A 12,632-nucleotide genomic window follows, 5' to 3' on the forward strand; every position below is an offset into this window, starting at 1 on the left:
GGGTCGTGGTCCCGCCGACCGCGGCGGCCTCGCCCGCCGGCCGGCTGGTCGACCCGCCCCAGGCGCCCGGCCACCTCGGCGAGGCCATCCCGGCCACGGACCTCCTCGCGTACCTGGGCGCGCTCGAGCGGTGGGCGGCCGACCGCCGGGCCGAGCTGGACCGGCTCGACGCGACCGCACGGGCGTCGAGCACGCCGGACGCGTTCACGTCGGACGTCGTGCTCGCGATGACGATGTGGCAGTCGATCCGCGACCGGCTGGACCGCCTGGTCGCCGTCTGGGACTCGGGCCGCGCCGACGCCGTGGCGCGGGAGCAGATGTCCCAGCTCATCTGGGGCCGCCTGGACGCCGGCCGTGGCTCGGCGCTGGTCTCGCTCGTCGAGGCCGTCACGCTGTGCGACGCGATGATCGACCAGCTGCGGGACCGGCTGGCCCTCGACCCGGACGCCGCGGACCAGGCGGCGCGGGTGCGTGCGGTCCGCGCGGCGCTGGTGCGCTGCGAGGACCTCGCCGACGCGCCGGAGCAGCGCGAGGCGGTCGCGGCGCTGCGCGCCCGCGAGGAGAAGGTCACCGCCCAGGCGCAGCGGGGGGCCGACGTGGGCGGCCCGCTCGCGGAGCTCGAGGTCGCCGTGGCACGGGCCGAGCGCGACCTGATCGTCGACGTCTCCCAGCGCCGCACCCTGGCGCGCCAGCGGGCGGACGCCCAGGCGGCGGTCGACGCGCTCGAGACGCGCGAGCCCACGCTGCGCGACCTCGCCGAGCGGTGCCGGCGGGAGGTCGTCGAGCCGCCGAACCTCGCGGTCCCGGACGTCTCCCGCCTGGGGGCGGTCCCCGCCACGCGCGACGAGGTCGAGGCCTTCGTGCAGCGCCTGCGCAACGTCGCGCGTGCGTTCGACGCGGTGGCGGAGGCGTACAGCGCGCCGCTGCGCGAGCGCGCCGAGCTGCGGTACCGCCTGGACCGCCTGCGCGCGGCGGGGGACGCCAACGGGCGCAGCGCCTCGCCGACGGTGCGGTCGGGCTACGACGAGGCGCGCGTGGCGGTCGAGGCGACGCCGTGCGACGTCGTCCTCGCGCGCTTCCTCGTCGAGCAGTACGAGTTCCTCACCCGCGACCTGCCCGTGCACGGGCCGAAGGGAGCCGCGCGATGACCGCCTGCACCGAACCGGGCTGCACCGGCAGCTACGAGGACGGCTACTGCAACGTGTGCGGCTCGCCGCAGGCGCCCACCGCTCCCGGCGGGACCGGGTCTCCCGGTGTCGCGGGCACGGCGGCGCGTCCCGCAACCGGTGCGCCCGGCGGCACCGGTCGCGTCGCGTCGGCCACCTCGCTGCTCGGCACCGGGATCGCGGGTGGCGACGCGGGTCCGTCGTCGCGGCCGGGGCAGGCGGCGTCCGGGGACGACGAGCGCTCGACCCGGACCGGTCGCACCAGCTCGAGCCGGCTCGCGACCGCCGCGCTGGGCTCCGCCCGGACCCGGGCCTCGGGCTCGCGCGCGACGCGCCGGCTCGGCACGGGCTCGACACGACTGCGCGGCGCCAGGCTCGGCGCGGGCCTCACGACCGTTCCGAGCGCGCCGGTGCGGGACCCGCTCCAGGTGGTGATGGCGGACCCCCAGGTCCCGGAGCGCAAGCGGTTCTGCCCGTCGTGCGGCACCCCCGTGGGCCGCGAGCGGGACGGCGTGCCGGGGCGGACCAAGGGGTTCTGCCCCAAGTGCGGCACCGGCTTCGACTTCGACCCCCGGCTCGTCGCGGGCGACCTCGTCGGCGGCCAGTACGAGGTGGTGGGGTGCCTGGCGCACGGCGGGCTCGGGTGGATCTACCTGGCGCGGGACCAGAACGTGTCCGGCCGGTGGGTCGTGCTCAAGGGCCTGCTCAACGCGGGCGACGCGGACGCGTACGCCGCGGCGATCGCGGAGCGCCAGTTCCTGGCCGAGGTGGAGCACCCGCTGATCGTCGAGATCTACAACTTCGTCATGCACGACGGTGCGGGCTACACCGTCATGGAGTACGTCGGCGGGACCTCGCTCAAGGAGATGCTCACCGCGCGCAAGGAGGCGAACGCGGGCGTCAACGACCCGCTGCCCGTCGACCAGGCGATCGCGCTCGTGCTCGAGGTGCTGCCGGCCTTCGCGTACCTGCACGACGTCGGCCTGCTCTACTGCGACTTCAAGCCCGACAACGTGATCCAGCAGGGCGACGCGGTCAAGCTCATCGACCTCGGCGGCGTGCGCCGGGTCGACGACCTCGACTCGGCGATCTTCGGCACGGTCGGCTACCAGGCGCCGGAGGTGGCGGAGGTCGGCCCGTCGGTGGCCTCCGACGTGTACACGATCGGCCGCACGCTCGCGTCGCTCGTGATCGACTTCCGCGGGAACACGACGACGTTCGTCGCGGCGCTGCCGCCCGTGGCGGAGCAGCCGGTGTTCCAGGCCTACGACTCGTTCTACCGGCTGCTCGCCAAGGCGTGCGCCCTCGACCCGTCGGACCGGTTCGCCACCGTCGACGAGCTGCGCACGCAGCTGCTCGGCGTGCTGCGCGAGGTGGTGGCCGCCGACCGCGGCTCGGGCCACCCCGCGCTCCACTCGGCCGCGTCGGTGCTGTTCGAGTCGCCCACGACGGACGGCCCGGCCGCGCCCCTGCGCTGGGACGAGCTGCCGGCCCTCAAGGTCGACCCGGGCGACCCGGCGAGCGGCTGGCTCGCCGGTGTCAGCGTCAGCGACCCCGTGCGCCGTATCGAGGCGCTGGCGGACGCGCCGGAGGAGAGCGTCGAGGTCCGGCTCGAGCGCGCGCGGGCGGGCATCGAGGCGGGAGCGCCCGACGTGGTGCGCTCGGCGCTCGCGCAGGTGCTCGACGCGGACCCGTGGGAGTGGCGCGCGGTGTGGCTGGACGGGCTGGCGCAGCTCGCCGCGGGGGACCCGCTCGCCGCGCGTGCGTCGTTCAACGCGGTCTACGGCCAGGTCCCGGGCGAGCTCGCCCCCAAGCTGGCCCTCGCGGTGGCGTGCGAGCTGTCCGCCGAGCCGGACATCGCGGAGTCGCTGTACGTGATCTGCGCCCGCTCGGACGCCAACTACACCGCTGCCGCGGCGTTCGGCCTGGCCCGCATCCGCGAGGCCCGCGGGGACCTGGACGGCGCGCTCGCGGCCCTCGACCTCGTGACGGCGACGCGCAGCTCCTTCGTCGAGTCGCGCCTGCGGCGGGCGCGGCTGCTCGCGGCCTCGGACAAGGGGGTCGCCGGGCTCGCGGACGCGCTGCGCAGCCTCGAGCGCGTCACCGTCGAGCCGCAGGAGCGCGTGGACCTGCGGATCTCGGTGTTCCAGGGCGCGCTCGCGTCGGTGGGCCGCAGCGGACCGTCGCCGCAGCAGAAGATCGGCGACGTCCCGGCGGAGGACGGCCCGCTGCGCGACGCGCTGGAGGCCGCCTACCGCGAGAAGGCCACGCTGGCGTCGTCGCGCGACGAGCGGATCGCGCTGGTCGACCAGGCCAACGCGGTGCGCCGGTGGACGGCGTGGTGACGGCCGTCGTGTGCGCCGCGTGCGGCACGTCCGCGCGCGACGACGACGTGTTCTGCGAGGTGTGCGGCGCGCGGCTGGCGTCGGCGCCCCTCGAGCCGGTCGACGGCGCGGCCCCGGTCCCGCCGCCACCGGGGGCGGGCGCCCCGGCGGCCGGCGAGCCGAGCGCGGGCACGAGCGGTGACGGGCCGGCCGACGAGTCGGCTGACGAGCCGGGCGACGGGCCGGGCGGCGACGAGACCGAGACGGCACCGGTCGCGCGGGTCGCGGCGCCCGCGCCCGGGCCGGTGTGCCGGGCCTGCGGCGGCACCGTGGCGCCGGACGGCTACTGCGAGCAGTGCGGCGAGCCCGCGGTGTCCCGGCGCGACCACTGGTCCGAGCGTCCCGCGGCGTGGGTGGGCGGCGTCTGCGACCGCGGCGTACGGCACCCGCGCAACGAGGACGCGATGGCCCTGGCGGCCTCGGGCTCGTTCGCGGCGCTCGTCGTCTGCGACGGCGTGTCGACGGCCCCGGACTCCGACGTGGCGAGCGCGGCGGCCGCGGCGGCCGCGGTGGAGGTGCTGGTGGCGGGCGGCCCGGACGGCGCCGAGCCGGTCGGTGGCAGTGCGGGCGCCCGCACCGCCGCCTGGTCCGCGCTGCTCGCGCGGGCGGCCGTGGCGGGCGACGACGCGATCCGCGCGACCGCGGGTGCCACGCACGGGCCCGACGACGTGCCCTCGTGCACGTTCGTCGCCGCGGTGCTCGACGCGTCGCTGCTCGTCGTGGCCTGGCTGGGCGACTCGCGCGCGTACTGGCTCCCGGACGCGGGCCCGGCCGAGCAGCTCAGCGCCGACGACTCGTGGGCCGGCGACCTGATCGCCCGGGGCGTCCCGCGCGTGGCGGCGGAGGCCTCGCCGCAGGCGCACGCGATCACGCGGTGGCTGGGCCCCGACGCGACCGACGTCACGACGAGGTCGACCGCGACGGTCGTCGACGAGCCCGGCTGGGTGCTGGTCTGCTCGGACGGGCTGTGGAACTACTGCTCGCCTGCCGAGGACGTGGCCCGCCTGGTCCGGGAGTCGGCGGCGGAGGTCGACGGCGATCCCGAGCGCACCGCGGGTGCGCTCGTGGCCTGGGCGAACGCGCAGGGCGGCCGCGACAACGTGACGGTGGCGCTCGCCCGCGTCCCCGCTCCGGCGTCCGTCTCGTCGGATAGCCTCGACACGCGCACCGAGCCGTCGCCCGTCGACGGCTCCGGCGCGGGCAGCACCGCGAGCTCCACCGACCGACCGACGAAGGGTTGAGCGTGGCCGTCTTCACCGCCGAGGTCTTCCAGAACGAGTTCCTGCCCGACGGGGCGACGGACGTGCACGCCATCGTGACGGTCACGAGCTCGGAGGCCGGCACCGCGGCCGCCTCGTCGGGCGGCGTGGCCGAGATCATCATGGTGGACACGTCCGGCTCCATGAGCGGGCGCAACCTCGACGCGGCGAAGCACGCGGCGCAGGTGGCGGTCGACCAGATCGCCGACGGCACGTGGTTCGCGATCATCGGCGGCAGCCACGTGGCGCAGCGCGTGTTCCCGTACCCGAACGCGGTGCTGGACATGGTGCAGATGGAGCCCGGCGCGCGCGCCGAGGCGAAGCGTGCGATCGGCTCGCTGCGGCCGTCCGGCGGCACCGCGATGAGCACGTGGCTCGCGCTCGCCGACCGCCTGTTCGCGACGGTCCCGCAGGCGCCCCAGCGGCACGCGATCCTGCTGACGGACGGCAAGAACGAGTCCGAGCCGCGCGGCGCGCTGTCGTCCGTGGTGAGCCGGGTGACGGGCCACTTCCAGTGCGACGCCCGCGGCGTGGGCGCGAACTGGCAGGTCGACGAGCTGCGCGAGATCTCGACCGCCCTGCTCGGCACGGTGGACCTGATCGCGCGGCCCGAGGACATCGCGGCGGACTTCAGCGCCCTGGTGCAGCGCTCGATGTCGCGCGGCGTCGCCGACGCGGAGCTGCGCGTGTGGGCGCCGCAGGGCGCGCAGGTGCTCTTCGTCCGGCAGGTCTCGCCGACGGTGGAGGACCTGACCACCCGGCGCTCGGTGGTGAACCCGCTGACGGGCGCCTACCCCACGGGGTCGTGGGGCGACGAGTCCCGGGACTACCACGTGGCCGTCCGGGTCGCCTCCAAGCCGGTCGGCAGCGAGCAGCTCGCGGCGCGCGTCCAGGTCGCCGTCGGGGGAGAGGTGCTCTCGTCGGGCCTCGTCAAGGCGCGCTGGTCCGACGACGACGCGCTGACGGCCCGCATCAGCCCCGAGGTCGCGCACTACACGGGCCAGGCGGAGCTCGCGAGCGCGATCCAGGAGGGCCTCGCGGCGAAGGCGGCGGGCGACGAGGCGACCGCGACCGTCAAGCTCGGCCGTGCCGTCCAGCTCGCGCAGGAGACCGGGAACGACGAGGCGACGAGCCGGCTCCGGCGCGTGGTCGACATCGACGACGCGGACCACGGCACGGTCCGCCTCAAGCGGAACACCGACCGGCTCGACGAGATGGCGCTCGACACCGCGTCCACCAAGACGACCCGGGTCCGCCGGTGAGCGTCGTCTGCCCCGAGGGGCACACCTCGCAGTCGACCGACTACTGCGACGTCTGCGGGGCGCCGATCGCCGCCGCGCCCGCGGCGCCCGCGCCGGTCGCGGTGGCCGCGTCCGCGCCGACACCGACGACCTGCCCGCACTGCGACACGCCCGCGGCGCAGGGTGCGCTCTTCTGCGAGAACTGCGGCTACGACTTCACCACGGGGGCCACGCCCGACCCCGCCGCCCCCGCGACGGGCGCCGTCCCCCGCGTCCTGACCGCACCGTCGGAGCCCGGTGGTCCCGCGGCCCCCGCGTCGGCGACCGGCTCGGCTCCGGCCGTGCCGGAAGGCCCGCTCGGCTCGCCGGGCCCGGAGGCGCCGGCGGGCGCGCCCGAGGCCCCCTCCGCGGCGCCGGCCGCCGGCCCTGCCGGCGCGGAGCCGGACGCGTCCGCCCCGGGCGCACCGGCCGTCGGGTCCGCGCTGCCGACCCCGGGCGTGCCCGGACCGGACGCGTGGGTCGCCGAGATGTGGGTCGACCCCGACTGGTACGCGGTGCAGCAGCCGGAGGACCCGCTGCCGTCCGTCGGGCTGCCCGTGCTCGTCCCGCTGCGCAGCCGCAGCCTGCTCGTCGGGCGACCGTCGGCCTCGCGGAACATCCACCCGCAGATCGACTGCGGTGCCGACGCGGGCGTCTCGCGGCGGCACTGCCAGCTCAGCACCGACGGCCTGCGCTGGTGGGTCGAGGACCTCCAGTCGTCGAACGGGACGTACGTGGCGCGGGCGGGGGAGCCGCTGCCCGACGTGCCGCTGCCGCCGGGGCAGCGGCACGAGCTGCAGGACGGCGACCGGGTGTTCGTCGGTGCCTGGACCCGCATCGTCGTCCGGCAGGCGCTGCCCGGCGAGGTCTGAGCGGGCGCGCTCCTGGTCAGCCGCGGATCCGCTCCGCCACCGCGGCCTCCACCTCGGGCTGCAGGGTCCGGGCGAACGTCCGCGTCAGGTGGCCGTGGTCGAAGTAGACGATCGCCCCGCCGACGACGTCGTGGCACGTGCCGTCCCAGCAGATCATCCGGTTGAGGTCGAGCACGGAGACGCGTCCCGAGGAGTCCGCCGCCGCGGCGTCCGCCAGCGGGTCCGGTTCCACGGCGACGTCCTGCGGCTGCACGCACTCGCGCCAGCCGTCGCGCTGCCACGCGACGCAGTCCGGCGCGGGGTCGCCCGCGTTCGGCGTGTCCCGCAGGACCAGCACCGGGACACCCGCGGCCGTGAAGCGTGCGAGGAGGCGGGAGTAGGCCTCCTGCTGCCGGGCGTGCTGCGCGTCGTCGGGCACGTCGAGCAGGGGCCGGAAGGTGCGGGCGGCCAGGACGACGAGGTCCGGTCGCTGCGCGAGCGCGTCGTCCACCGCCCAGCGCGTCCACGCGGCGCAGCCCGGGGCCTCGGCGGGGACCGGCACCTCGATCGGCAGGTCGACGGGGTAGCACTCGGACGTGAGGTAGGTGCGCAGGGACCACCCCTCGCGCTGCACCTGGTCGACGAGCGCGGGCTGCCACTGCCCGGCGTGCGAGTTGCCCAGGAGCACGACGCGTCGCACGGGCGCGTCGGAGCCGTACGTGCACGTCCGGCGGCCCGTGAAGGGGGCGTTGTTCCAGCAGCCGTCCTGGTACAGCTCGCTGCGGTCCGTCGCCGCCACGCCCGGGCTCATGAGGAGCGCCTCCCCGACGGGGTCCGGGCAGGCGGGGTCACGCACGGCCTGGGCACCGAAGCACGGGACCTCGCCGGTCCGTGCCGCCTCGAAGACCGCTCGCTCGCCGGCCGCCCGGTCCGCGGCGACGGCCCCGGCCCCGCACGCGAGTCCCACGCACACGGCCGCGGTGAGCGCACCCAGCGTGAACGTGCGGGGGAGCGACGCGCGCAGGCGGGCGGAGCGGCGCACCGGGGCCTCGACCCAGCGCGTCGTCGCCGCCGCCAGCAGGAGGGTGAGGACGACGAGCGGGACGCGCGCCCAGCCGCCGAGCGCCGCGCCTACGGCGAACGGCGCGAGCACCAGCAGCGGCCAGTGCCAGAGGTACACGCCGTAGGAGACGTCGCCGAGCGCCACGACCGGCCGGGACCCGAGCACCCGGCCCACCCCGCCCGGGACGTCGTCGGTGGCCGTCGCCACCACGAGCGCGGCACCGAGCGTCGGCAGCAGCGCGGCGGTGCCGGGGAACGGGGTCGCGCCGTCGAACGCGAGGCACGCGACGACGATCGCCGCGGCACCGGACCACGCCAGGAGCGCGCGGGCCCGCGCCCAGCCGGCCGTGCGCACCCCAACGACCGCCACGAGCGCACCGAGCGCGAGCTCCCAGACGCGCGTCGGGGTGACGAAGTAGGCCCGCGCCGGGTCGTCGTGCGTGAGGTTCGCGCTGTGCGCCAGCGACACCGCGCCGACGAGCGCGATCGCGACCCCGGCGGCGAGCCGGGTGCGGCCGAACCGCCGTCCGACCAGGATCGCGACGGCGAGCAGGAGCGGCCAGCCCAGGTAGAACTGCTCCTCCACGCCCAGGGACCAGAAGTGCTGCACGGGCGTCGGCGTCGTCTCGGCGGCGAGGTAGTCCGTGGCCTGGTGCGCCAGCTCCCAGTTCTCGACGAGCAGCGTCGAGGCCAGCAGCTCGCGAGCGGCGGGCCGCAGGAGGTGGCTCGGCAGCAGCGCCACCGACGCGATCGTGGTCACGGCCAGGACCACCCCTGCGGCCGGCAGCAGGCGGCGCACGCGCCGGGCCCAGAAGGCGCCCAGGGCCCGCGGGCTCGTCGGCGGGGTCCGCAGCAGGTGGGACGTGATGAGGAAGCCGGACACCACGAAGAAGACGTCGACGCCGACGTAGCCACCCGGGAGCGCGGACGGCCACAGGTGGAAGACGACCACCGCCGCGACCGCCACCGCGCGCAGCACCTGGATGTCGCGCCGCGGCGCACGGGCGCGGGCCCCGCCGGTGGCGGCACGCGTGGTCGCGGGCGCGCGCTCGGCGGTCGTCACGGGCGTGCTCGTCGTCGTCATGGAGCTCCGGGGTGGTCCAGCGGGTGGGCGTCGCACCGCTGTCGCGTGCGCCGGGGGCGGTCGCCGCCCGAGGTGCCGATGCGGCCAGGAGATTCTCGCCCGAGGTGGCCTCCGGCGCCGCCGGGAGCCGTGCCGCCGACGGTCGCCGGCCGGCCGGTCGGAGGGCGGATCCGGCTGTGACCCGCGTCATCGTGCGGATCGGGGAGCCAGTTGGACTCTGGCGCGAAGACTCAGTTAGAGTCTGGGACGCACACGGAACGCCGGTGAGAACCGGGGGACGTGCAGCGCGGACGTGGCTCAGTGGTAGAGCATCACCTTGCCAAGGTGAGGGTCGCGGGTTCGAATCCCGTCGTCCGCTCGGAGACATCCTTCTCGGCCCCGGCCGCTGAGGACAGCGGTCTCAGGGTGGAGTGGCCGAGAGGCGAGGCAGCGGCCTGCAAAGCCGTATACGTGGGTTCGAATCCCATCTCCACCTCGCATCATCACCACCCCCTGGGCGATTGGCGCAGCGGTAGCGCGCTTCCCTGACACGGAAGAGGTCACTGGTTCGATCCCAGTATCGCCCACCAGCAGCACAGCAGTGCAGCACAGAAGAGCCCGCCCCGGGAGCCCGGGAGCGGGCTCTCTGCCTGTTCGGTCCCTGCCGCGCCGAACCCCGCCTCCCTGAACCGCACCTCCCCGAGGCGCGCGACGAACGTCCGGCACGCGTCGTTCGGAGAGGCGTCGTTCACCGCCCTGGTGACGAAGACCGGCTGAGCTCAGGTGCGCACGACGGCCGCGGTCGCGCTCACCTCGATCAGGGCTCCGGGTACGCCCAGCCCTGCGACGAGCGCCGCGGTGACCAGCGGCGGTGCTCCTGCCCGCGCGAGCCGGGGCGCGATCGCGCCGTAGGCGGCGCGCAGGTCCGCCGACTGGTCGATGAGCACGGTCCACAGCACGACGTCCGCGAGCGACGCGCCCGCGGCCTCGAGCGCCGCGGCGGCGTTGTCCAGAGCGCGCACCGCCTGCTCGGTGACCTGGTCCGAGACGACCGCGCCGGTCTCGTCGACGCCGTTCTGGCCCCCGACGAGGATGGTCGTCGCCCCCGGCGGGATGACGGCGACGTGGCTGAAGGCCGGGCTGACGACGAGCCCGGTCGGTTGCGGGTAGGTGATCTCCATGACACCCACGCTCGCACGACCCACCGACAGCGGCGCGAGGGCGGTGGGTGTCGCGCCGGTCGCGCGCCGGTCTCGGTGCGGCGCCCCGTAGGTCCTCGTGCCTGCTCAGTGCGAGCGCAACGCCTCGACCAGCTCGCTCTTCCTCATCGACGACCGGCCGTCGATGCCGATCTCGGAGGCGCGCTTCCGCAGGTCCGCGACGGTCCAGTCCTCGTAGGAGCCCGACTCGCCGCCCCTGCGGGCGACCTTCGAGCGGCCCTGCGCGGCGCTCGCGTTGGCGATGCGCGCGGACTTCTCCTTGCTGTTGCCCTGCTCCCGCAGGTCCTCGTAGAGCTTCTTGTCCTTCACGCTCGGTCCGGGGTCACGTGCGGGCACGGTCGCCTCCTCGGGTCGTGGGGTCCGGACGGGTCCGACTGGACCGCCGGGTGGATCACCGGGTGGATCACCGCCTGGATCACCGCCTGGATCACCGCCTGGATCACCGCCTGGCCGGGTGGCGCGCCACGGCCTGCGGCGCGGAGCAGCCGGCTCGCCCGCACAGGGGGTCCCGGCCGCACGATCGCGGACGCTCTCGCCTCCCGCACCGCTCCGCAGGCCCGGTGCCGTGCCGGTCGGGTGGCGGGTTCACCGGGTCACGCGACCGTCACGGCGTGCGCGGTGACTCAGTGGAAGGCGTCCTTGACGTCGTCGCCCGCCTGCTTGACGTCGGCGCCGGCCTGGTCGGCCTTGCCCTCCGCCTGCATGCTGGTGTCGTCGGTCAGCTTGCCGACGCCCTCCTTGGCCTGGCCCTTGAGCTCCTCGGCCTTGTGCTCGATCTTGTCGTCCATGCCCATCGGGAGAGTCCTCTCGCTCGGGCGGAGGTCGACGCGTCGATGGGCCGACCCCGCAGCGTGCCGGAGACCGTGCGGCGGCCGCGTCCTGACCGCCCCGGTCCCTCGAACGTAGCCCTGCGCGGGGTGCCCCGCACGCGGAGGCGGCACGGTCCGCGAGCGCGACGTCCGGATGCGGGCCGCGGGACGGGGTGCGACGGTGAGCAGCGACCGGTCACCACGAGTGACGTGTCGATCGAGACGTGACGAGCGAGGGCGAGCAAGGACGACCACCGCTCCGGCCGGACGGCTCCTGACGAAGGCGAGGACGAGCATGCGAGCACTGACGTGGCAGGGACACCAGGACGTCACGGTCGAGACCGTGCCCGACCCGACGATCCAGGAGCCCACCGATGCGGTCATCCGGGTCACCTCGACGGCGATCTGCGGCTCGGACCTGCACCTGTACTCGGTCCTGGGTCCCTACCTCCAGGCCGGGGACGTCCTGGGCCACGAGGCGATGGGCATCGTCGAGGAGGTCGGCTCGGAGGTGAGCGGGCTGCGGGCCGGGGACCGGGTCGTGGTGCCGTTCGGCATCGCGTGCGGAACCTGCTTCATGTGCCTCGCGGGCCTGCAGTCCCAGTGCGAGACGACCCAGGTGCGCGAGCAGGGCAGCGGCGCCGCGCTCTTCGGCTACACCTCGCTGTACGGCAGCGTCCCCGGCGGGCAGGCGCAGTACCTGCGTGTCCCGCAGGCGCACTACGGTCCCGTCGTCGTGCCGCAGGACGACGAGCCGGACGAGCGCTACCTCTACCTGTCGGACGTGCTCCCGACCGCGTGGCAGGCGGTCGAGTACGCGGCGGTGCCCGCGGGCGGGACGGTCGTCGTCGTCGGGCTCGGGCCGATCGGGCAGATGGCCGCGCGCATCGCGCTGCACCGGGGTGCCGGCCGGGTCATCGGCATCGACTCCGTCCGCGAGCGCCTCGACATGGCCTCCCGCCACGGCGTCGACGTCATCGACACCGGCTCACGCACCGACACCGAGGACGCCGTCCGCGAGCTGACCGGCGGGCGGGGCGCCGACGCGAGCATCGACGCCGTGGGCATGGAGGCGCACGGCTCCCCGCTCGCGCACGCGGTGCACCGCGTGACGGCCGTGCTCCCGGACGCCGTCGCCCGCCCCATGATGGAGAACGTCGGTGTCGACCGGCTCGCCGGGCTGCGGACCGCGCTCGGGGTCGTGCGGCGCGGCGGGACCGTGTCCGTCGTGGGCGTCTACGGCGGCGCGGCCGACCCGTTCGACCTCATGGACGTCTTCGACCGCCAGCTCACGCTGCGGTTCGGCCAGGCCAACGTGCGCCGGTGGATCGGGGACCTGCTGCCGCTGGTGACCGCGCCAGGCGACCCGCTCGGCGTGCTGGACCTGCGGACGCACCGGCTCCCGCTCGAGGAGGCCCCGGCCGCCTACGACCTGTTCCAGCGCAAGAACGACGGCTGCATCAAGGTGGTGCTCGACCCAGCCGCGTGAGCCTCGCCCCGGCCGCTGCGCGGACGACGTGCGGCGGCCGGGCGTGCGC

10 protein-coding genes and 3 tRNA genes are annotated in these 12,632 nt (G+C 75.9%); 9 read left to right on the plus strand and 4 right to left on the minus strand.

What is annotated here, in order from left to right:
* Positions 1 to 5 precede the first annotated feature (5 nt).
* Genes KIN34_RS11820 through KIN34_RS17410 form a run of 5 tightly spaced genes read left to right on the plus strand, consistent with a single transcriptional unit; the run spans position 6 to position 6,961 of the window.
* Positions 6 to 1,148 carry a hypothetical protein gene (locus KIN34_RS11820; RefSeq protein WP_307858203.1) on the plus strand — a complete coding sequence of 381 codons (1,143 nt, stop codon included), beginning with the start codon at positions 6 to 8 and terminating at the stop codon, positions 1,146 to 1,148.
* Entirely contained in the window at positions 1,145 to 3,511 is a 2,367-nt protein-coding gene (locus KIN34_RS11825; protein ID WP_214350733.1) for a serine/threonine-protein kinase, read from the plus strand. Before KIN34_RS11820 ends, KIN34_RS11825 begins: the two co-directional genes overlap by 4 nt.
* Complete coding sequence (locus KIN34_RS11830; RefSeq protein ID WP_307858204.1) at positions 3,496 to 4,791, plus strand: PP2C family protein-serine/threonine phosphatase; 1,296 nt, start codon at positions 3,496 to 3,498, stop codon at positions 4,789 to 4,791. The genes KIN34_RS11825 and KIN34_RS11830 overlap by 16 nt, the downstream gene beginning before the upstream one ends.
* Before the next feature lie 2 nt (positions 4,792 to 4,793).
* Complete coding sequence (locus KIN34_RS11835) at positions 4,794 to 6,071, plus strand: VWA domain-containing protein (RefSeq protein WP_214350735.1); 1,278 nt, start codon at positions 4,794 to 4,796, stop codon at positions 6,069 to 6,071.
* Complete coding sequence (locus tag KIN34_RS17410; RefSeq protein WP_214350737.1) at positions 6,068 to 6,961, plus strand: FHA domain-containing protein; 894 nt, start codon at positions 6,068 to 6,070, stop codon at positions 6,959 to 6,961. The genes KIN34_RS11835 and KIN34_RS17410 overlap by 4 nt, the downstream gene beginning before the upstream one ends.
* 16 nt (positions 6,962 to 6,977) lie before the next feature.
* Here KIN34_RS17410 and KIN34_RS11845 read toward each other — a convergent pair whose 3' ends face one another.
* Positions 6,978 to 9,086, minus strand: a complete 2,109-nt coding sequence (locus tag KIN34_RS11845; RefSeq protein ID WP_214350739.1) for an acyltransferase family protein — start codon at positions 9,084 to 9,086, stop codon at positions 6,978 to 6,980.
* 286 nt (positions 9,087 to 9,372) lie between these two features.
* On the opposite strand from KIN34_RS11845, the gene KIN34_RS11850 reads away from it, so the two are divergent.
* From KIN34_RS11850 to KIN34_RS11860, 3 genes are all read left to right on the plus strand, one after another.
* A tRNA-Gly gene (locus KIN34_RS11850) sits at positions 9,373 to 9,444 on the plus strand.
* A 46-nt stretch (positions 9,445 to 9,490) separates the two neighbouring features.
* Positions 9,491 to 9,561 (plus strand) — tRNA-Cys (locus tag KIN34_RS11855).
* Positions 9,562 to 9,580: 19 nt separating this feature from the next.
* Positions 9,581 to 9,655 (plus strand) — tRNA-Val (locus KIN34_RS11860).
* A gap of 189 nt (positions 9,656 to 9,844) precedes the next feature.
* Here KIN34_RS11860 and KIN34_RS11865 read toward each other — a convergent pair.
* From KIN34_RS11865 to KIN34_RS11875, 3 genes are all read right to left on the minus strand, one after another.
* Positions 9,845 to 10,246, minus strand: a complete 402-nt coding sequence (locus KIN34_RS11865) for a RidA family protein (protein ID WP_214350742.1) — start codon at positions 10,244 to 10,246, stop codon at positions 9,845 to 9,847.
* A gap of 105 nt (positions 10,247 to 10,351) precedes the next feature.
* The gene (locus KIN34_RS11870; protein ID WP_214350745.1) at positions 10,352 to 10,621 is read right to left on the minus strand and encodes a DUF7218 family protein; all 270 of its coding nucleotides are present in this window, start codon (positions 10,619 to 10,621) and stop codon (positions 10,352 to 10,354) included.
* A 287-nt stretch (positions 10,622 to 10,908) separates the two neighbouring features.
* Complete coding sequence (locus KIN34_RS11875; protein WP_214350748.1) at positions 10,909 to 11,079, minus strand: CsbD family protein; 171 nt, start codon at positions 11,077 to 11,079, stop codon at positions 10,909 to 10,911.
* Positions 11,080 to 11,389: 310 nt separating this feature from the next.
* On the opposite strand from KIN34_RS11875, the gene KIN34_RS11880 reads away from it, so the two are divergent.
* The gene (locus KIN34_RS11880) at positions 11,390 to 12,583 is read left to right on the plus strand and encodes an alcohol dehydrogenase catalytic domain-containing protein (protein ID WP_214350750.1); all 1,194 of its coding nucleotides are present in this window, start codon (positions 11,390 to 11,392) and stop codon (positions 12,581 to 12,583) included.
* Positions 12,584 to 12,632 lie beyond the last annotated feature (49 nt).

It is taken from the genome of Cellulomonas fulva (assembly GCF_018531375.1).
GTDB classification, from domain to species: domain Bacteria; phylum Actinomycetota; class Actinomycetes; order Actinomycetales; family Cellulomonadaceae; genus Cellulomonas; species Cellulomonas fulva.